Origin of the sequence: Uruburuella suis (genome assembly GCF_022870845.1) — a bacterium.
In the GTDB taxonomy this organism is placed as follows: domain Bacteria; phylum Pseudomonadota; class Gammaproteobacteria; order Burkholderiales; family Neisseriaceae; genus Neisseria; species Neisseria suis.
Genome location: NZ_CP091507.1, coordinates 1371424 through 1391887 on the forward strand (window position 1 = coordinate 1371424; position 20464 = coordinate 1391887).

At 55.2% G+C, this 20464-nt stretch carries 20 protein-coding genes; 9 read left to right on the forward strand and 11 right to left on the reverse strand.

Features of this window, described 5'->3' with window-relative positions; translation table 11 throughout:
* Window position 1 precedes the first annotated feature (1 nt).
* Together LVJ78_RS06150 and LVJ78_RS06155 are read left to right on the forward strand one after the other, a co-directional pair.
* Entirely contained in the window at window positions 2-1321 is a 1320-nt protein-coding gene (locus tag LVJ78_RS06150) for a homoserine dehydrogenase (protein WP_132954879.1), read from the forward strand.
* The gene (locus tag LVJ78_RS06155) at window positions 1305-1733 is read left to right on the forward strand and encodes a hypothetical protein (protein ID WP_132954880.1); all 429 of its coding nucleotides are present in this window, start codon (window positions 1305-1307) and stop codon (window positions 1731-1733) included. Before LVJ78_RS06150 ends, LVJ78_RS06155 begins: the two co-directional genes overlap by 17 nt.
* Window positions 1734-1785: 52 nt before the next feature.
* On the opposite strand, the gene LVJ78_RS06160 is transcribed toward LVJ78_RS06155, so the two are convergent.
* From LVJ78_RS06160 to nadE, 11 genes are all read right to left on the reverse strand, one after another.
* Window positions 1786-2319, reverse strand: coding sequence for an IS630 family transposase (locus tag LVJ78_RS06160; RefSeq protein ID WP_244802556.1), 534 nt, complete (start codon window positions 2317-2319; stop codon window positions 1786-1788).
* A gap of 8 nt (window positions 2320-2327) precedes the next feature.
* A complete protein-coding gene (locus LVJ78_RS06165) occupies window positions 2328-2837 on the reverse strand; it encodes a winged helix-turn-helix domain-containing protein (protein ID WP_244802557.1) in 510 nt (169 codons plus the stop codon).
* Between the two features lie 169 nt (window positions 2838-3006).
* A complete protein-coding gene (gene recA / locus LVJ78_RS06170) occupies window positions 3007-4053 on the reverse strand; it encodes a recombinase RecA (protein ID WP_244802558.1) in 1047 nt (348 codons plus the stop codon).
* A gap of 668 nt (window positions 4054-4721) precedes the next feature.
* Complete coding sequence (locus tag LVJ78_RS06175) at window positions 4722-5903, reverse strand: NAD(P)H-dependent flavin oxidoreductase (protein WP_132954410.1); 1182 nt, start codon at window positions 5901-5903, stop codon at window positions 4722-4724.
* Window positions 5904-6236: 333 nt separating this feature from the next.
* The gene (locus tag LVJ78_RS06180; RefSeq protein WP_132954407.1) at window positions 6237-7064 is read right to left on the reverse strand and encodes a symmetrical bis(5'-nucleosyl)-tetraphosphatase; all 828 of its coding nucleotides are present in this window, start codon (window positions 7062-7064) and stop codon (window positions 6237-6239) included.
* Window positions 7065-7130: 66 nt separating this feature from the next.
* The gene (locus LVJ78_RS06185) at window positions 7131-7520 is read right to left on the reverse strand and encodes a RidA family protein (RefSeq protein ID WP_132954406.1); all 390 of its coding nucleotides are present in this window, start codon (window positions 7518-7520) and stop codon (window positions 7131-7133) included.
* Between the two features lie 234 nt (window positions 7521-7754).
* Window positions 7755-8930, reverse strand: a complete 1176-nt coding sequence (gene hemW / locus LVJ78_RS06190; protein ID WP_132954405.1) for a radical SAM family heme chaperone HemW — start codon at window positions 8928-8930, stop codon at window positions 7755-7757.
* Window positions 8931-9035: 105 nt separating this feature from the next.
* Window positions 9036-9863, reverse strand: a complete 828-nt coding sequence (gene mutM, locus LVJ78_RS06195; protein ID WP_132954404.1) for a bifunctional DNA-formamidopyrimidine glycosylase/DNA-(apurinic or apyrimidinic site) lyase — start codon at window positions 9861-9863, stop codon at window positions 9036-9038.
* Window positions 9864-10011: 148 nt separating this feature from the next.
* Window positions 10012-11400 carry a class II fumarate hydratase gene (gene fumC, locus LVJ78_RS06200; RefSeq protein ID WP_132954403.1) on the reverse strand — a complete coding sequence of 463 codons (1389 nt, stop codon included), beginning with the start codon at window positions 11398-11400 and terminating at the stop codon, window positions 10012-10014.
* A 389-nt stretch (window positions 11401-11789) separates the two neighbouring features.
* A complete protein-coding gene (locus tag LVJ78_RS06205) occupies window positions 11790-13031 on the reverse strand; it encodes a multifunctional CCA addition/repair protein (RefSeq protein ID WP_132954402.1) in 1242 nt (413 codons plus the stop codon).
* 457 nt (window positions 13032-13488) lie between these two features.
* Window positions 13489-14280 (reverse strand): NAD(+) synthase, encoded by a 792-nt coding sequence (nadE, locus tag LVJ78_RS06210; protein WP_132954401.1) that lies wholly within the window; start codon window positions 14278-14280, stop codon window positions 13489-13491.
* 169 nt (window positions 14281-14449) lie between these two features.
* On the opposite strand from nadE, the gene LVJ78_RS06215 reads away from it, so the two are divergent.
* From LVJ78_RS06215 to LVJ78_RS06245, 7 genes are all read left to right on the forward strand, one after another.
* Window positions 14450-15373, forward strand: a complete 924-nt coding sequence (locus tag LVJ78_RS06215; RefSeq protein ID WP_132954400.1) for an AEC family transporter — start codon at window positions 14450-14452, stop codon at window positions 15371-15373.
* Between the two features lie 54 nt (window positions 15374-15427).
* Window positions 15428-15661, forward strand: coding sequence for a cytochrome b6 (locus LVJ78_RS06220; protein ID WP_132954399.1), 234 nt, complete (start codon window positions 15428-15430; stop codon window positions 15659-15661).
* Entirely contained in the window at window positions 15658-15990 is a 333-nt protein-coding gene (locus LVJ78_RS06225) for a DMT family transporter (RefSeq protein WP_132954398.1), read from the forward strand. The genes LVJ78_RS06220 and LVJ78_RS06225 overlap by 4 nt, the downstream gene beginning before the upstream one ends.
* Complete coding sequence (locus tag LVJ78_RS06230; RefSeq protein WP_132954397.1) at window positions 15990-16406, forward strand: gamma-butyrobetaine hydroxylase family protein; 417 nt, start codon at window positions 15990-15992, stop codon at window positions 16404-16406. Before LVJ78_RS06225 ends, LVJ78_RS06230 begins: the two co-directional genes overlap by 1 nt.
* Before the next feature lie 22 nt (window positions 16407-16428).
* Window positions 16429-17166, forward strand: a complete 738-nt coding sequence (ubiE, locus tag LVJ78_RS06235) for a bifunctional demethylmenaquinone methyltransferase/2-methoxy-6-polyprenyl-1,4-benzoquinol methylase UbiE (protein ID WP_132954396.1) — start codon at window positions 16429-16431, stop codon at window positions 17164-17166.
* Between the two features lie 221 nt (window positions 17167-17387).
* Complete coding sequence (locus tag LVJ78_RS06240; protein WP_132954395.1) at window positions 17388-18209, forward strand: basic amino acid ABC transporter substrate-binding protein; 822 nt, start codon at window positions 17388-17390, stop codon at window positions 18207-18209.
* A 335-nt stretch (window positions 18210-18544) separates the two neighbouring features.
* The gene (locus tag LVJ78_RS06245; RefSeq protein ID WP_132954394.1) at window positions 18545-20230 is read left to right on the forward strand and encodes a glutamine--tRNA ligase/YqeY domain fusion protein; all 1686 of its coding nucleotides are present in this window, start codon (window positions 18545-18547) and stop codon (window positions 20228-20230) included.
* Window positions 20231-20464 lie beyond the last annotated feature (234 nt).

Consider the following 20464-nt stretch of genomic DNA (forward strand, 5'->3'; position numbering starts at 1 on the left):
AATGAAGCCTGTCAATATCGGTATTTTAGGGTTGGGAACAGTCGGCAAGGGCGCGGTGGATGTTTTGCAGAATAACGCTGCCGAAATCAGCCGCCGCCTGGGGCGCGATGTAAACGTATTTATGGTGTCGACCCGAAATGCCGAGAAAGGCTGCCGCATCTGCCCGCCGCAAACCCTGATCACGGAAGACCCTTTCGAAGTGGTGCAACACCCCGAAGTGGATATTGTGGTGGAGCTTTTCGGCGGCACCGATATTGCCAAAAAGCTCGTGCTTACCGCCATCGAGCATGGCAAACATGTGGTTACGGCCAATAAAAAGCTTTTGGCCGAATACGGCAATGAAATTTTTGCGCTGGCCGAGCAGAAGAATGTGATGGTGCAGTTTGAAGCGGCTGTGGCCGGCGGCATACCGATTATCAAGGCTTTGCGCGAAGGCTTGGCGGCCAACAATATCCAGTCGATTGCCGGTATCATCAACGGCACCAGCAATTTCATTCTCACCGAAATGCGCGAAAAAGGCAGCGCTTTTGCCGATGTGTTGAAGCAGGCGCAAGCTTTGGGCTATGCCGAAGCCGACCCCACTTTCGATATCGAAGGGCATGATGCCGGCCACAAAATCACCATCATGAGCGCGCTGGCTTTCGGCACGCCGGTGAATTTCGATGCCTGCTATCTGGAAGGCATCAGCAAGCTCGACAGCCGCGACATCAAATATGCCGAAGAGCTGGGCTACCGCATCAAACTTTTGGGCATCACCCGCAAAAGCGCCAAGGGCATCGAATTGCGCGTGCACCCGACGCTGATTCCCGAGAGCCGCCTGATTGCCAATGTAAACGGCGTGATGAATGCCGTGCGAGTGGATGCCGACATGGTGGGCGAAACTCTTTATTACGGTGCCGGTGCCGGCGCTTTGCCGACTGCCAGCGCGGTGGTGGCCGACATCATCGACATCAGCCGCCTGATCACGGCCGACACCGGCAACCGCGTGCCGCATCTGGCTTTCCAGCCCAGCCAGGTGAAGCCGCAAAATATGCTGCCTATGGATGAAATCAGCAGCAGCTATTATTTGCGCGTGGAAGCCGACGACAAACCCGGCGTGCTCGGCCAGATTGCCAATCTGCTGGCCAAAGAAGGCGTGTCGATTGAAGCTTTGATTCAAAAAGGCGTGATCGACAAAACCATTGCCGAAATCGTGATTCTGACCCACAGTACGGTGGAAAAACACATCAAAGCCGCCATCGCCGCCATCGAAGCGCTCGAGAGCGTGGCGCGTCCGGTGGTGATGATCCGCATGGAGAGCATGCATGGCCGCAACGGATAAACCCGGGCAAACGCCCGAAGAGCAGCGCCGCCGCGCCAAGGCCAAAATCCGCACCATCCGCATTTGGTTTTGGGTGGTGATGGCGCTTTTTGCCGGCTTTTTCTTTTTGTCGCAATGCGCGCTGAGCAAGCCCAAAGCCAAGCAGGCGATTATCGAATCGTGCATTAAAAACGTGCCGTTTTCTGAAAAATGGCAGGGCGATTTAAGTGCGCGCGGTTTAGGCGGCCAATCAGAGCAAGTGATTGAAGATTATTGCGTGTGCATGTGGGAAAAGCCGCTGGATAAGCTCACCGAAAAGCAGATTCAATCAATGAGCAAAATCAGCGCGCAAGAGCAGCTGGATTTGCTCGGCGGCAGCGCCGCATTTGAAGCGCGCGACCGCCAATGCATTGCAGATTTGCAAGCGCCTTGAAGCTGGGTGATCTGGTTAAAAAGGCCGTCTGATACCATTTAAAATAAATAATCTATAATAAAGCCCATTCACAAGCCACCAGCGAACAGAGTCTGTCTTTTTCTGCAACCAACGCATTCCACGCAATGCAGCCAGCCTCTACAATCTGATCATAGCCCTTATAACAACGGTTGGATAAGGAGGTTTGCTTCAGTTGCCGCCATACCCGCTCTATGGGGTTCAGTTCCGGTGAATATGGCGGTAGTTTCAATATGGATACGTTTTTCAGCTCATTAAAATCTTGATGCCAGCCCGCACCGTCCATCACCACCACGGCATGCCGGCCTTCGGGGGTTTCTTTCGATATTTGCTGTAAATGCAGCAGCATCGCTTCTTTGTTGACACCGGGCATCACCAAAGCGGCTGTTGCTCCCGTTGTTAAACAAACAGCGCCAAATATATAGGCGTATTCAAACTGCTGTTGGCGGATAAGGCGAGGCCTTTTTCCCTTTTCGTGCCATACGCGGGTGAGACTGCCTTGTTGTCCGATACGGCTTTCGTCTTGAAACCAAATGTCGACTTGTTCGGGCTTGATGTGTTCAGGCAATACGGCTTTTACTTCGTCAACAAAGTTTTTTTAAAAGCGTCTTGCGCTTCCGGGTCGGCCTGTGGATGGCGGCTGCGGGCGGTTATCCAGCTCATGCCGATACGGTGCAATAAAGGATACAGGCTGCTGCTGTGTTTGTAGTGGGCATTGAATTCTTGAGCGGCGATGGTATGGATGTCTTCGGCCGTGAGCCTGCCGCCTTCGCGCTTTTCTTGCTCTTCGATGATACGTTGTTTGAAGGCTTGATGGTCTTCCGGCTTTAGTTTGCTGCTGCGGCCTGGGCGCTGTTTGTCGTAAATGGCCTGTTCGATGCCGAATTCCCAATATTTGCGCCGCAATATGTGTATGGTAAGGGGATTCAATCCGAACAGTGGGGCGATTTCTTCGGGTGCTTGGCCTTGTTGCAGTTGGTGCAGTATAAACAAGCGTGTCCGAGCCCGCGGGTGGGGTTCGGTTTTGGCGAGTTTGATAAAATCATGCTCGGTGAGTTGGTGGTTTTTTGGGGTCAGTTTAGGCATGGGGCGATTATAGCTTATTTATTTTTATTGGTATGAAACGTTGGGTTTAGCAACCCAACCTGCATCGTTATAGAGCGTAGTTGTATCTTTTTTTCTTGCATTCCACTATATGCAGCAAAGGCCGTCTGAAAAATCTTTCAGACGGCCTTTGGCGTTTTATTTCAAGCGTTTATTCTTCCGGCGTTTCACCGTCGGTGTCGTCGATTTTGCCCTCGGTGATGTCGATGTCCACGCCCACGGCGGCGCGGATTTTGGCGTCGATTTCGGTGGCGATGGCGGGGTTTTCTTTCAGCCACAGGCGCACGTTGTCTTTGCCTTGGCCGATTTTGGCGCCGTTGTAGCTATACCAGGCGCCGGATTTGTCGACGATATTGTGTTTCACGCCAATGTCGATCAATTCGCCTTCCCAGCTCACGCCTTCGCCGTAGAGAATGTCGAATTCGGCCTGGCGGAAGGGCGGGGCTACTTTGTTTTTAATCACTTTCACGCGGGTTTCGTTGCCGATTACATCGTCGCCTTTTTTAATCTGGCCGGTGCGGCGGATATCGAGGCGCACGGAGGCGTAGAATTTGAGCGCGTTGCCGCCGGTAGTGGTTTCGGGGCTGCCGAACATTACACCGATTTTCATGCGGATTTGGTTGATAAACACCACCAGCGTGTTGGTTTTTTTGATGTGGCCGGTGAGCTTGCGCAAAGCCTGGCTCATCAGGCGGGCTTGCAGGCCGACGTGGCTGTCGCCCATTTCGCCTTCGATTTCGGCACGGGGCACGAGCGCGGCCACGGAATCGACCACCACCATGTCTACGCCGCCAGAGCGCACCAGCATATCGCAGATTTCGAGCGCCTGCTCGCCGGTGTCGGGCTGCGACACCATTAAGTCTTCCACTTTCACGCCGAGCTTGCGTGCATAAATGGGGTCGAACGCGTTTTCGGCATCGATAAAGGCGCACACGCCGCCGTTTTTCTGGCATTGGGCGATGGTTTCGAGGCAGAGGGTGGTTTTGCCGGAAGATTCGGGGCCGAAGATTTCCACCACGCGCCCGCGCGGCAGGCCGCCGACGCCGAGGGCTAAATCGAGGCCGAGCGAGCCTGTGGAGATGACTTCGAGGTTTTCGTCTTTGTGGCTGCCGTCCATTTTCATGATGGAGCCTTTGCCGAATTGTTTTTCAATTTGGGCTAGGGCGGCGGCCAGGGCTTTGCTTTTTTCGTCTGACATAAGGGCTCTCGTATGTAAACTAAGAATTATCTTAGCTATTGTCTCATAAAATAAGAAAAAGTATAGTTTTATTTGGTTTTGTTGCTGAATTTTTAATGCAGGCCGTCTGAAAAGCTATGCCGGTGCAAATGTGTGCGGCTGTTATTATAAACCATAAGCATGTATGAAACGATGCGCAAACGTCATTTAATATCCATTCGAAAAAATAACCTGACTGCGTTGGCTCGCCTAGGGTCTGTTCACAATTCATCTGCGAGTAAGATTTTGAGCGCAAAAGCGTGGCTGCAAGGCGAAAAGCACAGCAAGGTTGGACACCTTGCGAGCATTTTCAACGCAGCAGGCGCGTTTTTGAGCCAAAATATTGCCGCGTGATGAAATGTGAACAGACCCTAGCCATACTATAGTGGAATGCATAAAAAAGTGATACGGCGGGTAGGTTGGGTTGAAAACCCAACAAATCCACAAGCCGTCTGAAACGTTGGGTTTGGCAACCCAACCTACGCTGTTTCAGAGTGCATTTCGTGTCACTTTTTCTTGCATTTCACTATAGGTGTACTGTCGCAGGCTTCCGTCTTGTTATCTTATTTTTTCGAATGGGTATAAAATGGGTATAAAAGGCCGTCTGAAAACAAAATGTTTTCAGACGGCCTGGTTTGGCAATGCGTTGATTAAGCCTGCTTTTGCAAGGGCATCACCAATGGCATTTCGCCGCTGAGCAGATAATGAATGGTTTCTTGCACGCTGTGCAGGGTTTTGCCGAAGGGCAGCGGATCTTTGCCGCGGAAGAAGAGGCCTTTGTCCACTTCGCCGCGCCAGGCTGCGGCGAGTTTAAGGTCGATGCAGAATTGGCCGACTTTTTCCAAGCCGTCGCGCAGGCCGCACACGGAGAGGCAGTTGATGCCTTGGGTGCAGCGGCGCTGGTCGGCCTTGGCATTGGCTTGCAGCACGCTTTCGCGCTTCATATAGCTTTCGAGAAATTTGGTTTTCACGCCGCGGGCGGGCAGGCCGGCCACAGACATGAATTCCACCACTTGCTCGGTGTCGGCACCCGCAAGGGTTTTCTTGAAGTTGATGTGGGCATCGCCCTCGTGGGTGACGGCAAAAGCGGTGCCGATTTGCACGGCCGATGCGCCCCATTCTTTGAGCGCGGTGTGGATTTTTTGAAAATTGGCCATGCCGCCGGCGAGCACGAGCGGGATTTTTTCGCCTTCGAGGCCGAGCTTTTTAAACACTTCGAAGGTTTCTTCAATCACGCGTTTGAATTCGAATTTGGCATCGTTTACACCATCTACCGTCATGGCACCGAGGTGGCCGGCGGCGTGGGCGGGGTGCTCGATCACGATGGCATCGGGCAGCACGCCTTTTTTCATCCAGCGTTTGAGCACGATATTGATGCCGCGCGATTCCGATAAAATCGGCAGCAGCGCGATATCGGGGTAGCCTTCGGCCATTTCGGGCAAGTCCAGCGGCAGGCCGGCACCCATCACGATGGCATCGGCGCCGGATTCGCAGGCCTGGCGCACCAAGGCTTGGTGGTCTTTCACCGCTTTCATCACGTTGACGGCAATCATGCCGCGGCCTTCTGAATCGGCTTTGGCTTTGGTGATTTCGCGGTCGAGCGCGATGCGGTTGAGTTTGTCGTATTTGGCTTCGGTGGGGTTGATTTTGGATTCGGCCAGCAAATCGTCGTGCAGGTGGCGCAAATCTACGCTGGCAATGGTGCCGACGCCGTTTTCACGCGCCACGGCGCTGGAGAGGCTGGATGCGGATATGCCTACGCCCATGCCGCCCTGCACAATCGGTATCAGCGATTTGCCGCGGATAATCAAGGGGTCGAAAGGGTGTTGCATGGTGTTTCCTTTGTAATGAATGCGGGTGTGTGTGGAAAACGGCGGTGTTTTAATCGTTGTGGGTTTGTCGGGCAGGCGGCTTTGCATGTGCATCGGCGCTTGTTTGCCCGGCCGACTTTAGAAATTATACTCTAACTGTATTCAAAATTAGAGTAATACTATAGTTTTTGTGGCCGCCAGGCTGTAAAATTTGGTATATTTTTAATAATTGTATTTTAAATCAATTATTTATATTTTTAAAAGTGTTGTATGTATATTGGTAATTTCGGCAAATATTTTGTTCAACATCATTTTTGAGGCCGTCTGAAAGTTTCAGACGGCCTCAGCTTCGGCTCAGGCCAGCGTGGTTTGCCAATGTAGGCGGCTGCCGGATTCGACTTGGCTGATTTGGCGGTCGGCCAGATTCACGGCGGTGAGCGGGCCGCCCCATAAGGCGCCGGTGTCGAGCGCGAGCACGCCGCATTGGTCGAAAAAGCCCAGCGCCGACCAATGGCCGAACACGATGGTGTGGCTGAGGTTTTGGCGCTCGGGCGCTTCAAACCAGGCGCGCAGGCCGTTGGGTATGTCGGCTAAGCCGGCTTTGAAATCGCAGTCGATTTCGTTTGCATAAGTGAGCGCTCTCATGCGGGTAAACGCGTTGGTAATCACACGCAGCCGGTCATAACCACTCAGTTGGGCGCTCCAGGCGCGCGGTTTGTTGCCATACATATGGGCGAAATAGGCATCGGGGCGGTGGCGCAATTCGTGTGCCACTTCTTCGGCCAGCGTGTTCGCCTGCGCAATGCTCCATTGCGGCAGCAAGCCGGCGTGCACCAGCACATATTCGTTGTTGCTCAGCATCAAGGGCTGGGTGCGCAGCCAGTCGAGCAGGGTGCGGCGCTCGGGGTGGTTGAGAATATCGTCGAGCGTGTCGCCCCGCTTGAGCCTGCCGTGGCCGTGCGCCACGGCGAGCAGGTGCAGGTCGTGATTGCCCAACACAGTGCGCACGCTGCTTTCGTGTTGGCGGGCAAATTGCAGGCATTGCAGGGATTGGGGGCCGCGGTTGACAATGTCGCCGGTGAGCCAGAGGGTGTCGGTGCCGTGGTTGAAACCGATTTTGTGCAGCAAGGCATCGAGCTCGTTGTAGCAGCCTTGCAGATCGCCGATTGCGTAGTGTGCCATAGGATTCAGATATGTGTTCAGACGGCCTTGAGTTGAGGCCGTCTGAAAAAGGATAAACGGGAAATATTACAAATCGAGCACCAGCACGGCATCGGCTTCCACTTGCACGCCTTTGGGCAGGGCGGCCACGCCGATGGCGGCGCGGGCGGGATAGGGCTGGGTGAAATATTCGGCCATCACTTCGTTAAACACGGCGAAATTGCCCAAATCGGTGAGGTAGGCGTTGAGCTTGACGATGTCGTCGAGCGAGCCGCCGGCGGCTTGTGCCACGGCGCGCAGGTTTTTAAACACTTGATGCGCTTCGGCGGCAAAATCGCCGTTGCCAACCACGTTCATGCTTTGCGGGTCGAGCGGAATCTGGCCGCTCATGTAAACGGTGTCGCCGCTGCGCACGGCTTGGCTGTAGGCACCGATGGCGGCGGGGGCGTGGTTGCTGTGGATGATGGTTTTGCTCATGTGGCGCTCCTGATGAATATAGATTGGAAAAAGGATTATCTTATAGATAAAGGCTTTTGGCTATGCTCATACCCATTCGAAAAAATAACCTAACTGCGTTGGCTCACCTAGCCATACTAAGTGTACTGTCGCAGGCTTCCGCCTTGTTATCTTATTTTTTCGAATGGGTATCAGATGGCCTGTGCGGCTGAGGCCGTCTGAAAAACATATCCGAAAAACATAACGGATGCAGGCTTATAAAAAGCATTGCAGCAAATCGTTTAAAAAGCGGCGGCCGTGTTCAGACGGCCTGAAATAGAGCGGGTCTTGATCGAGCAGGCCTTTTTGCTGGGCGGCTTGAATTTGCGCGGCGATGCGGGCGGGCGCGATGCCGGTGCGCTCTTGCAGCAGGGTGGCAGGCACGCCTTCGTGCAGGCGCAGCGCGTTCATCATAAATTCAAACGCCAAATCTTCGGCGGCAATGCGTTTGCGCTCGATGGCCTCTGCCGGCTTGCCCTGCATGGCGGCCAGATAATCGTTGGGGCCGCGGCGGCGGGTGGTGCGCTCGATATGGGTGGGATAGGAAATTTTGCCGTGGGCGCCGGCACCGATGCCCAGATAATCGCCAAATTGCCAATAATTGAGGTTGTGGCGGCAGGCTTGGCCGGGGCGGGCAAAGGCGGAAGTTTCATAGTGGTCAAAGCCGGCATCGGCCAAGGCTTGGTGCACGGCATCTTCAATATCTTGTGCGGCATCGTCATGCGGCAGGCCGGAAGGCGGCGTGTGGCCGAAGGGCGTGTTGGGCTCCATGGTGAGGTGGTAGGCGCTGATGTGGCCTGCGCCGGTGGCGAGGGCGGTGTGCACATCTTGCCGCGCCGATTCCATATTTTGGCGGGGCAAGGCATACATCAAATCGATGTTTACCCGCTCAAACAATGCCTGCGCCGCATCGATGGCGGCCAGCGCTTCATGGCGGCTGTGGATGCGGCCGAGCGCTTGCAGCGCCTGATCGTTGAAGCTTTGTACGCCGATAGACAAGCGGGTGATGCCGGCATCTTTAAAGCCGCGAAACTTTTCTTTTTCAAACGTGCCCGGGTTGGCTTCGAGCGTGATTTCGGCTTGCGGCTGCAAGGGCACGAGCGCGCGCACGCCGCTGAGCAGGCGTTCGATGGAAGCCGCCTGAAACAGGCTGGGCGTGCCGCCGCCGATAAAGACGGTTTCCACCGGTCGCCCCCAAATATTGGGCAACTCGGTTTGCAGATCAAGCAGCAGCGCATCGATATAGGCGGCTTCGGCCAAATCGCTTTTGGCTTGATGGGAATTGAAATCGCAATACGGGCATTTGCGCACGCACCACGGAATGTGGATATAAAGCGATAAAGGCGGCAGGGCGGCGAGCTCGCCGGGTTTTTGAAAAGTGATAAGCGACATGATTGGCAATGGTGGCCGCAAGGCGGCAGGGTTTGTTGAATGAAAGCTTGGGCGCAGGATGGCAGTTTATCGGTGCGGCGGTTAAAAAGCAGCAGGCCGTCTGAATTATTTTTGGCAACGTGTGCAATAAAACGTGCCGCGTTGGCCGATAACGGCTTTGTGTATTAAGTCGCCGCATTGCAGGCAGGGCTGGTTGTGGCGGCCATACACGGTGTATTCCTGTTGGAAATAGCCGCTTTTGCCGTCGCTGTTGACAAAATCGCGCAAGGTGCTGCCGCCGGTGGCGATGGCGCGCTGCAACACGGCCTGGATGGTTTCCACCAATAAAGCGCATTCTTGGCGGGTGATTTGATTGGCGGCCCGCATGGGGGAAACGCCGGCTTTAAACAGGCATTCGTTGGCATAAATATTGCCCACGCCCACCACCACAGCGTTGTCCATCAGCGCAAGCTTGGCCGCGCGCTTTTGTTTGCGCAGCTTTTCGTAAAGATAATCGGCATTAAATTGCGGCGAGAGCGGCTCGGGGCCGAGCGCGGCCAGCAAAGGGTGGTGCTCGGGCGCGCCGGCAAACCACAGCACGGCACCGAAGCGGCGCGGGTCGTGCAGGCGCAGCACGGTGCCGTCGGCAAACACGATATCCACATGGTCGTGTTTGTCGGGGGAGGAAATGCGGGCATCGCCGGCGGTAAAAATGCGCAGGCTGCCCGACATGCCTAAGTGAATCAGCACAATGCCGGTGGCAAAACGAATCAGCAGATATTTGGCACGGCGCGTGCATTCGAGCACCGTTTGGCCTGCCAAGGTGTGTGCCAAATCATCGGGAATGCGCCAGCGCAGCTTGGGTTGGCGAATAATGGTATTGGCAACGGTTTGGCCGTGGATATGCGGGCTGATGCCGCGTAGGGTGGTTTCGACTTCGGGCAATTCGGGCATGGTTTTTCTTTGGTGGCTGGGGTTTGGTGGTAAGTGGGCAAAATGAGGGGCAAACGGCAGATTTAAAGAGCGCTTGCTTTAAAAGCGCGTTGGAGAGGCCGTCTGAAACGTTTCAGACGGCCTGATAAGCTTCGTTTGGCTTTGCGTTTTATTTCGGTCGCACCATTTCTTCGGGCTGCACCCAGGCATCGAATTCTTCGGCGCTGACGAGGTTTAATTCTGCCGCCGCCTGCTTGAGAGTTTTGTTTTCCCGATAAGCGGTTTTGGCGATTTTGGCGGCGTTTTCGTAGCCGATGTGGCGGTTGAGTGCGGTGGCGAGCATCAGCGAATCGTGCAGGAAATGATCGATTTTTTCGGGCACAGGCTTGATGCCTGCGGCGCAATGGCGGTTGAAGCTGTCGCAGGCGTCGCCGAGCAGGCGGATGGATTGCAGCAAATTGTAGGCAATCACCGGCATAAACACATTCAGCTCGAAATTGCCTGAAGCGCCGGCGATGCCGATGGTGGTGTCGTTGCCCAACACTTGCGCGGCCACCATGGTGAGCGCTTCGCTTTGGGTGGGGTTGACCTTGCCCGGCATGATAGACGAGCCCGGTTCGTTTTCGGGAATGCGCAATTCGCCCAAGCCGCAGCGCGGGCCGCTGGCGAGCCAGCGGATATCGTTGGCGATTTTGTTGAGGCTTACGGCCAAGGTTTTGAGTGCGCCGCTGGCAAACACGGCGGCATCGCGGGCGGCGAGCGCTTCGAATTTATTCGGTGCGCTTACAAAAGGCAAGCCGGATAATTCGGCCAACGCGGCGGCGGCTTTTTGGGCGTAATCAGGGTGGCTGTTGAGGCCTGTGCCCACGGCCGTGCCGCCCAAAGGCAGCTCGTAAAGCCCTTGCAAGGCGGCTTCGAGGCGCTGCAAGCCGTGATCCAGCTGGCTCACATAGCCGCTGAATTCCTGCCCCAGCGTGAGCGGGGTGGCGTCTTGCAGATGGGTGCGGCCGATTTTGATGATGTGGTCGAATGCGGCCGATTTTTGCTGCAAGGTGTCGCGCAGCGCCTGCACATTGGGCATCAGAAAATGTTTGATTTCGATGGCGGCGGCCACATGAATGGCGGTGGGAAAGCTGTCGTTGGTGGATTGGGCTTGGTTAACGTGATCGTTGGGGTGCACCGGCGCATAGCTGCCGCGCGGCTGCCCGGCCAATTCGTTGGCGCGGTTGGCCAGCACTTCGTTGATGTTCATATTCGATTGCGTGCCTGAGCCGGTTTGCCACACCACCAGCGGAAACTGGTCGGCCAGCTTGCCGGCCAAGATTTCATCGGCAGCCTGCATAATCAGGTTTTTGCGCGCTTCATCAAGCCTGCCGAGCGCGGCGTTGGTTTGCGCGGCGGCTTTTTTCACCAGCGCCATCGCGCGTATCAAGGGCGCGGGCAGGGTTTCGCCGCCGATTTTGAAATTGTCGCGGCTGCGCTGGGTTTGCGCACCCCAATAGGCTTCGGCGGGCACAGCCACTTCGCCCATGGTGTCGGTTTCGATGCGGGTGTTCATCGGCGGCTCCTGTGGTGGTGGGGTTGAGTGAATATTCTATTGATTATAAATGATAGTCAGTATTGATTGTGATTAAATTAATTGAAATAAACAGGCCGTCTGAAAGGCTTTCAGACGGCCTGTTTGATTGTTGTATTTCAATATCCATTCAAAAAAGTAAGTTTGCGTTTGCGCCTTTAAAAAAAAGATGCAAACACCGTGAATATAAATTCATAAAAAAGCCGTCTGAAAGACGGTCGGGTTGGATTGGGCTGCCAAGGCCGTAACCCAATGTTTGTTTTCCAACCGATTGATTTGATAAGGCCGTTTGAGTTTTTGGGTTATGCCTGCGGCTAAGCCAAGCTGCGCGGATGAGCCATTGCTTGGCTGATGCATTGAAGCGGATGCGCTTAATGCGTGCGTCCGTGCTGTTGTTTATAGGCATTTTGCAGCGGCGTGATTTTTTCGATGCGGGCTTTGTCGATGGCTTCGGCAATGCGTTGCGGGGCATCTTGGTGGGCGGCGGCGATGGCGGCGGTGTCGATTTCGGTGGCGGCGTGCAGCAGCGCGAGCCAGTGGGCGCGTTGCGGATAGGGCGCGCTTTCTTTGCCCAAGCGGCCTTGCGTGTCGGCCACGCACACGTTTAAGGCCGTCTGAAAGCGTTCGGGGCGGCGGAAGGCATCGGTTTGCTTGAGCTTTTTGAGCACGGTTTGCGCGCGCAATTCGCCCACGGAATGAAACACAATATGCCAGCGGCACACCAATTCGGCCAGTTCGGCGCAGGCTTTGGGCGCGCGCAGGCGCCGGTTGACTTCGCGAACCGGTGCCACGCCGGCGATGTCGTGGCCGTGGTGGCGCGGCAAAATTGCGGCGGGGGTGAGCGCTTTGCCCAAGTCGTGCAGCAGCGCGGCGTAGCGCTCGGACAGGCTTAAATTCATGGCGGCGGCGCGTTGCAACACCATTAATGTGTGGATGCCGCTGTCGATTTCGGGGTGGTAGTCGGCGCGTTGGGGCACGCCGAAGAGGGCGTCGATTTCAGGCAAAATCACCTTGAGCGCGCCGCAATCGCGCAAAACTTCTATCATGATGTGCGGCTGCGGCTCCATCAACCCTTTGGCCAGCTCCTGCCACACACGCTCGGCCACGAGCGCACCGGCTTCGCCGGCGGCCACCATGTTGCGCATCAATTGCAGGGTTTCGGGGGCAACGGCAAAACCATAGCGGGCGGCAAAGCGGGCAGTGCGCAAAATGCGCACCGGGTCTTCGGCAAAAGCGGGCGACACATGGCGCAGCAGGCCCAGCTGCAAATCGCGGCGGCCGTTGAAAGGGTCGATAATCTGCCCGTCGGCGTTTTGCGCCATGGCGTTGATGCTGAGGTCGCGCCGCGCCAAATCCTGCTCCAGCGTGACATCGGGCGCGGCGTGGAAAGCAAAGCCGGCATAGCCTTTGGCGGTTTTGCGCTCGGTGCGCGCCAGCGCGTATTCTTCGTGGCTTTGCGGATGCAGAAACACCGGAAAATCTTTACCCACCGGCCGATAGCCCGCCGCGAGCATGGCATCGGCATCGGCGCCCACCACCACCCAATCGCGATCGGCCACCGGCCGCCCCAGCAAGGCATCGCGTACAGCGCCGCCAACAAGATAAATTTGCATGATTTGAGGCCGTCTGAAAAGAAACAGCGCTTATTTTAGCGGAAAACGCGCTTGAGGCGCATTCTGAAGCAGATAGCTTGCTTTTTTTGGGGGTATCACAATAAAGGCCGTCTGAAAAAAGTTTCAGACGGCCTTGCTCATTAAACCGCGCAGCGTGGGCTTTGCCTGCGAACCAAACTGGCGTACTGGGCAGCACAAAATACCGGCGCAGCGCTTATACCAATCCAAAAAAATAAGCTAACTTCGTTGTCTCTCCTTGCCGTACTATCTGCACTGTCGCAGGCTTCCGCCTTGTTAGCTTACTCTTTTGAATGGGTATTATTTGTTCACTTTGTTGGATTTCGTGGGCAAAGCCCGCGCTACCAGCGCTGCCTCAACCCAAAACAAACAGGCCGTCTGAAACTTTTATATTCAGACGGCCTTGGTCATTTAAAGCCGCCATTAAGCACAACAAAACCTAAGCGAGCAAATGCGGCGGAATTTCACACACCGGAATCGGGTTAACCTTATGCTGCATGGCGCGGTGCAGGCGGGTGTAGATTTCCAGCACTTCACGCTCACGGCCGCTGAACGCTTCGGGCGGCGCTTTGCCATACACGCTCATCGCCCATTCCAATTCGGGGTAGCTTGCGCCCATTTGCTGCTCGTCGGTGCGCTCGGTGTCCCACAGGCCGTCGGTGGGCGTGGCTTGGCGGATGGATTCGCTTACATCAAGCGCTTCGGCCAGGGTGTAGATCTGCGTTTTGAGCAGGCCGGCAATCGGGCTGATGTCCACGCCGCCGTCGCCGTATTTGGTGAAAAAGCCCACGCCGAAATCTTCCACTTTGTTGCCGGTGCCAGTCACCAAAAGGCCGTTGATTTGGCCGTAGTAATAAAGTGTGACCATGCGCAGGCGCGAGCGCGCGTTGGCCAGCGCCAGCTGTTTGGCGGTGAAATCGGCTTCGTTTACATCAACTGTGGCGGCAAATTGCTCAAACGTGGGGGTTAAATCCACGCGCAGGCCGGACACGTTGGCAAAGCGCTGTTGCAGGTTTTCGATATGCAGCTGTGCGCGGTCGATTTGGTCGGCTTTTTGGCGGATGGGCATTTCCAAAAGCAGGGTGTTCAGGCCGGTGCGGGCGGCCAGAGCCGACACCACCGCCGAATCGATGCCGCCGGACACGCCCACCACAAAGCCTTTGGCGCGCGCGCCCTCGGCATAGCTTTTCAACCATTGGGTAATGTGTTCGATCACGGCTTGGGTTTGCATGAAGTTTCCTTTCGGCAGGCTTGAAGAGGGCGGTAAAACATTAATATAGCGCGATTTGAGGCCGTCTGAAAGGCGGCGCGGCGATTTTGGCGGCAAACAGGGCGACAGGGCGCCGGTTAAGGTTTAAAATATTAACGTTTTTTCAGACGGCCTTTGCCCCGAGTGTTTTATGCTTGCCATTTTAACGATTACCATGCCGATTTTCATCATTATGGCGATGGGCTATTTTTCGGTGCGCTTTGATTTTTTCACCGAAGTGCAATTGGCGGGCATCGGCAAATTTGTGATCCGCATCGGCCTGCCCATGTTGGTGTTTCACGCCATCACCACACGGCCGCTGAGCGATGTAATCAATTTGAATTATCTTTATGGCTACGGGCTCGCTTCGCTGCTGGCATTTTTTGCGGGCTGGGGCTTGAGCCGCCGCCGCGGCCAGGATGCCACGCTCTCGGCGCTCAACGGCCTGGCCACCGGCATGTCGAACACGGGCTTTATCGGCTACCCGCTCTTGGCGATGGTGATAGGGCCGCAGGCGGGCGGCTATTTGGCGATGAATGCGCTGCTGGAAAATATTTTGGTGCTGCCGCTGATGTTTATTTTGATTGATGTGGCCCGGGGCGGCAGCGGTAAAATCAGCACCACGCTTTGGCGGGTGGTGAAAAATCTGCTGAAAAACCCGATTATCGGCTCGCTGCTGTTGGCGCTGGTGTTTGCCCTGTGCCGGATTCCGGTGCCGGCGGTGGCGGAAAAAGTGGCGGCGATGCTGGCTTCGGCGGCTTCGCCGCTGGCGCTGTTTGTGATCGGCGGCGGCCTTTACGGCTTGCGCATCCGCGGCGGCATGGCCGATATCAGCGTGATTGTGGCGGGCAAATTGCTGCTGTTTCCGGCGCTGGTGGTGGGTTGCTTGTGGCTTTTCGGCGCCGATCATGACACGGTGTTTGCCGGCGCGCTTTTGGCCAGCGTGCCGATGGCGAGCATGTATCCTTTGTTTGGCCGCCAATACGGCTTTGAGCAGCGCACGGCGGCGGCGATGCTGGTAACCACCATCGCTTCTTTTTTCTCGATTTCGCTGGTGTTGCTGCTGTGGCATTGAGGCCGTCTGAAACGCGATTTCTGTTACAATGCGGTTTTATTTCGGGCTGCTGCCATGAGTGCCAACGCTAAAATAAAATTTGCTACCCGCATGGCTTTTGTGTTTATCGCCTTGATGATGCTGGCTTTTGTGCTGTTTGTGCTGGTGATGCTGCTGCCTTGGGGCTTGAGCGGTGCGCAGCAGGTGTGGGCGGTGCGCATTATTTTATATGTGCTGGTGGCGTTTGCTTTGCTGGGCGGGGCTTTCAGTGTGCGCGTGGCTTGGCTGCGCAAAAGGTTGGGGCAATGAAGATTTGGTTGTTGTTGGTGCTGGCGATTATGCTGGAAATTTGCGGCACCAGCCTTTTAAAAGTGAGCGACGGCTTCAGCCGTCTGCTGCCGGCCATCGGCGCGCTGGTTTGCTACAGCTTTTCGTTTTACCTGCTTTCGCTGATTTTGCGCAGCCTGCCGGTGGGCATTGCTTATGCTTTGTGGTCGGGCGTGGGCATTATCGGCATTTCGCTTATCGGCTGGTTTTTTATGAACCAAAAGCTCGATGCGGCCGCGATGGCAGGCATTGCGCTGATTATCGCCGGTGTGTTGGTGATTAATCTGTTTTCCCAATCAGGAGCCCATTGATGAAACACGATATGCCTGAAGAAATCCGCCTGCAACAAGGCCGCGCGGCGCTCACGCTGGTGTATGGCGGCGCGGCCCAATCGCTGCCGGCCGAATTTTTGCGCGTGTATTCGCCCAGCGCCGAAGTGCGCGGCCATGCGCCGGGGCAGGAAACGCTGCAAACCGGCAAAGCGGGCGTCACCATTGCCGGCCTCGAGCCGGTGGGGCAATATGCCTTGAAAATCATCTTTTCAGACGGCCACGACAGCGGCCTTTATGATTGGGACTATTTATATAATCTGGCGCACGGATACGATACAATGTGGGCCGATTATCTGCGCAAAATCGAGGCGGCCGGCGCATCGCGCACCGCTTCGCCGCAAGATGCCGTGCCGGCCAAAAGCGGCTGCGGCACCGGCGGTTGCGGCAAACATTAAATGCTGTTTTCAGGAAAAAAACATGAGCGACAATAAAACCCATTTCGGCTATCAAACCGTTGATGAACAAGAAAAAGCCGGCAAAGTGGCCGAGGTGTTCCACTCGGTGGCGAAAAATTATGACATCATGAACGATGTGATGTCCGGCGGCCTGCACCGCGTGTGGAAACATTTCACCATCAACACCGCACGCCTGAATAAGGGCGATAAAGTGCTCGATATTGCCGGCGGCACCGGCGATTTGTCGCGCGGCTGGGCCCGGCGGGTGGGCAAAACCGGCGAGGTGTGGCTCACCGACATCAATTCTTCCATGCTCGGCGTAGGGCGCGACCGCCTGCTCAACGAAGGCGTGATTTTGCCGGTGTCGCTGGCCGATGCTGAAAAGCTGCCCTTTCCCGATAATTATTTCAACCTTGTTTCCGTGGCTTTCGGCCTGCGCAACATGACCCACAAAGAGGCGGCGCTCAAGGAAATGTATCGCGTGCTCAAGCCCGGCGGCACTTTGCTGGTGCTCGAATTTTCCAAAGTGTTCAAGCCTTTGGCACCGGTTTACGATGTGTATTCGTTTAAACTGCTACCGCTGATGGGCAAATTTATCGCCAAAGATGCCGACAGCTATCAATATCTGGCCGAATCCATCCGCATGCATCCGGATCAGGAAACGCTCAAGCAAATGATGCTCGATGCCGGCTTCGATAGCGTGGATTACCACAATATGAGCGCCGGCGTGGTGGCGCTGCATAAAGGCGTGAAATTTTAAATGCCATTTGCTTGCAGGCCGTCTGAAAGATTATGTTTCAGACGGCCTGATTCGTTTGCGTAAGTTTTAAATTATTTTAGCAATGAAAAATATTGTGCCGCCGAAAAAGCATGGTCGGCACGAAAAACGCTATTGTTAACAATTTTGCTGCTTGCGGCTGAACTTGTGTATGATTCGGTAAATGTAATTTACACAAGCTAACTATATTAAAGGAAACCTGTATGTTGAAGAAAACCACCGTGTTGGCTGCCGCCATTGCCGCCGCCCTGATGCTGGGCGCTTGCTCCAAAAGCGACAGCAGCCAAGCGGCCGCCTCTGCGCCGGCTGCCGAAAAAGCCTATGTGGTGGCCACCGATGCCACTTATGCGCCGTTTGAATACCTCGACGATAATCAGGTGGTGGGCTTTTCCAAAGATATTTTAGAGGCGATTGCCGCCAACCAAGGCATTAAATTCAACTTTGCCAACACGCCGTGGGAAGGCATTTTCGCCACGCTGGGCAAGGGCGACAGCGATATTGTGTCCTCCAGCGTCACCATCACCGATGAGCGCAAAGGGCAGATGGATTTTTCCGACCCCTATTTTGAAGCATCGCAATTGATTGTTACCGGCGAAAAAGGCAGCGGCATCCAATCATTCGCCGATTTGAAAAACCACACCGCCTCCGTGCAAACCGGCACTACGGGCGATTTGGTGCTGCAAAAGCAGCAGGGCGGCACCAGCGCCAACATCAAGCGCTTCGACACCATGCCCTTGGCGCTTAAAGAGCTGCTCACCGGCGGCGTGGACGCTTCCGTGGGCGACAACGGTGTGATTCAAAACTTTGTCAATAACAACCCTGGTGTGAAGCTCAACACCATCAGCGACCCGGCTTTTGAAAAAGAATACTACGGCTTTGCCGTGAAAAAAGGCCGCAGCGATGAATTGCTGTCTAAAATCAACGCCGGCATTGCCGCCATCAAAGCCGATGGCACTTACCAGAAAATTTATGATAAATGGTTTGGTGGTGCGCAACAAAAAGCCGCATCGGGCGAGAGCAAATAAGCACGCCGGATAAAGCCGGGCCGTCTGAATCGTTCAGACGGCCTCTGTGTTTGCAGAGCAAGGCACGCCACCGCTTTGGCCGATGGCCAAACGTCGGATTCAAGAATCCGACCTACGCAGATGGTGCTGTCGAACTGCTTTTATTTTGTAAGGTTATTTTTTTGAATTGGTATAAAACCGGCACAATAAAAGCGTGTAAACAGGCTCTTAGAGGCCGTCTGAAACGGCACTTGAATTTTCAGGTACAATACACCATATCTTGCTTTCTCTTTTTCAGACGGCCTGCACCATCAGCCCGCTGAAACACCAATCTTTCCACACGGCCCGCATTTATTATGATGAACAAAGAACAATTTGCCGACAATCACTTTATCCGCAACGTGATTGACGAAGACCTCGCCAGCGGCAAACACAGCAGCATCCACACCCGCTTTCCGCCCGAGCCCAACGGCTATCTGCACATCGGCCACGCCAAATCCATCTGCCTCAATTTCGGCCTTGCTTATGCTTATGACGGCGTGTGCAATTTGCGCTTCGACGACACCAATCCCGAAAAAGAATCCGACGAATATGTGCGTGCGATTAAAGAAGACGTGCAATGGTTGGGCTTTGAATGGCTGGGCGAGCCGCGTTTTGCATCGAATTATTTCGACCAATTGTTTGATTATGCCGTGGGCCTGATTCAAGACGGTAAAGCTTATGTGGACGATTTAAACGCCGAAGAAATGCGCGAATACCGCGGCACGCTCACCGAGCCCGGCAAAAACAGCCCTTATCGCGAGCGCAGCATCGAAGAAAACCTCGATTTATTTATGCGCATGAAAGCCGGCGAATTTCCCGACGGCAGCAAAACCCTGCGCCTGAAAATCGACATGGCCTCGGGCAACATCAATATGCGCGACCCGGTGATTTACCGCATCCGCCGCGTGCATCACCACAACACCGGCGACAAATGGTGCATCTACCCGATGTATGACTACACCCACGCCATTTCCGATGCCATCGAACACATCACCCATTCGCTGTGCACGCTCGAATTTGAAGCGCACCGCCCGCTGTATGACTGGGTGCTCGACAACATCCCCATCGACAACCACCCGCGCCAATACGAATTTTCGCGGCTGGAGCTGCTTTATTCCATCACCTCCAAACGCAAGCTCAACCAATTGGTGAGCGAAGGCCATGTGAAAGGCTGGGACGACCCGCGCCTGCCCACCATTTCCGGCATGCGCCGCCGCGGCTACACACCCGAAGGCTTGCGCCTGTTTGCCAAACGCGTGGGCATTTCCAAAAGCGAAAACGTGGTGGACATGAGCGTGCTCGAAGGTGCGGTGCGCGAAGTGCTGGAAGATTCCGCCCCGCGCATGATGGCCGTGCTCAACCCGATTAAAGTCGAATTGGTGAATTATGATGAGGCGCTCACGCAAAGCCGCAGCGCGCCTTACCACCCGCATCATCCCGAATTCGGCGAGCGCGAAGTGCCGATTGCGAAAACCATCTATATCGAAGCAGACGATTTTGCCGTCGATCCGCCCAAAGGCTGGCAGCGCCTCACCCCCGGCGGCGAAGTGCGTCTGCGCTACAGCTATGTGATCAAATGCGAAGAAGTGGTGCAAGATGCAGATGGGCGCGTGGTGTCGCTCAAATGCAGCATCGATCACGACACCTTGGGCAAAAAGCCGGAAGGGCGCAAAGTAAAAGGCGTGATTCACTGGCTCTCGGCCGAGCATGCCGTGCCCGCCACCGTGCGCCAATACGAGCGCCTCTTTACCGAAGCCCGCCCCGATGCCGTGCGCGGCGCCGATGGCGAATACCTGCCGTTTACCGATTTTCTCAACCCCGAATCGGTCACCGAAATCAGCGCGTGGGTGGAGCCTGCCGCCGCCGCACTGGCGCCTGAAAGCCATTATCAATTTGAGCGCCTGGGCTATTTCGTGACCGACCGCCACGACCACACGCCGGACAACACCGTGTTTAACCGCACAGTTACTTTGAAAGACACTTGGCAGGCGAAAGAGTAGCGCAGTCAACAAAGGCCGTCTGAAAGCAGATTGTTTTCAGACGGCCTTTTTCCAGAAGGCGGCTTTATCGCAGCGCTTGTCCAAAAAGTTGACAATCCTGCGCCAAATGCCTACAATCAGCGCCTGACAAGCACTTTGTCGTTCTTATATGCCGGCATCATCTGCCGTAACATCCCGCTCCATCGCCACAACAGATTCCCGATAATATCAGACGGCCTTTTTGCGCGTCTGCGC

Excerpts from the sequence above, each read along its gene's own strand:
- hemW (WP_132954405.1), bottom strand. The coding sequence starts at position 8,930 with ATGTCGCTTATCACTTTTCAAAAACCCGGCGAGCTCGCCGCCCTGCCG.
- LVJ78_RS06240 (WP_132954395.1), top strand. The coding sequence starts at position 17,388 with ATGTTGAAGAAAACCACCGTGTTGGCTGCCGCCATTGCCGCCGCCCTG.
- LVJ78_RS06230 (WP_132954397.1), top strand. The coding sequence starts at position 15,990 with ATGAAACACGATATGCCTGAAGAAATCCGCCTGCAACAAGGCCGCGCG.
- recA (WP_244802558.1), bottom strand. The coding sequence starts at position 4,053 with ATGTCAGACGAAAAAAGCAAAGCCCTGGCCGCCGCCCTAGCCCAAATT.
- mutM (WP_132954404.1), bottom strand. The coding sequence starts at position 9,863 with ATGCCCGAATTGCCCGAAGTCGAAACCACCCTACGCGGCATCAGCCCG.
- LVJ78_RS06150 (WP_132954879.1), top strand. The coding sequence starts at position 2 with ATGAAGCCTGTCAATATCGGTATTTTAGGGTTGGGAACAGTCGGCAAG.
- LVJ78_RS06205 (WP_132954402.1), bottom strand. The coding sequence starts at position 13,031 with ATGCAAATTTATCTTGTTGGCGGCGCTGTACGCGATGCCTTGCTGGGG.
- LVJ78_RS06225 (WP_132954398.1), top strand. The coding sequence starts at position 15,658 with ATGAAGATTTGGTTGTTGTTGGTGCTGGCGATTATGCTGGAAATTTGC.
- ubiE (WP_132954396.1), top strand. The coding sequence starts at position 16,429 with ATGAGCGACAATAAAACCCATTTCGGCTATCAAACCGTTGATGAACAA.
- nadE (WP_132954401.1), bottom strand. The coding sequence starts at position 14,280 with ATGCAAACCCAAGCCGTGATCGAACACATTACCCAATGGTTGAAAAGC.
- LVJ78_RS06215 (WP_132954400.1), top strand. The coding sequence starts at position 14,450 with ATGCTTGCCATTTTAACGATTACCATGCCGATTTTCATCATTATGGCG.
- LVJ78_RS06245 (WP_132954394.1), top strand. The coding sequence starts at position 18,545 with ATGATGAACAAAGAACAATTTGCCGACAATCACTTTATCCGCAACGTG.
- LVJ78_RS06165 (WP_244802557.1), bottom strand. The coding sequence starts at position 2,837 with ATGCCTAAACTGACCCCAAAAAACCACCAACTCACCGAGCATGATTTT.
- LVJ78_RS06180 (WP_132954407.1), bottom strand. The coding sequence starts at position 7,064 with ATGGCACACTACGCAATCGGCGATCTGCAAGGCTGCTACAACGAGCTC.
- LVJ78_RS06155 (WP_132954880.1), top strand. The coding sequence starts at position 1,305 with ATGGCCGCAACGGATAAACCCGGGCAAACGCCCGAAGAGCAGCGCCGC.
- LVJ78_RS06185 (WP_132954406.1), bottom strand. The coding sequence starts at position 7,520 with ATGAGCAAAACCATCATCCACAGCAACCACGCCCCCGCCGCCATCGGT.
- fumC (WP_132954403.1), bottom strand. The coding sequence starts at position 11,400 with ATGAACACCCGCATCGAAACCGACACCATGGGCGAAGTGGCTGTGCCC.
- LVJ78_RS06175 (WP_132954410.1), bottom strand. The coding sequence starts at position 5,903 with ATGCAACACCCTTTCGACCCCTTGATTATCCGCGGCAAATCGCTGATA.
- LVJ78_RS06220 (WP_132954399.1), top strand. The coding sequence starts at position 15,428 with ATGAGTGCCAACGCTAAAATAAAATTTGCTACCCGCATGGCTTTTGTG.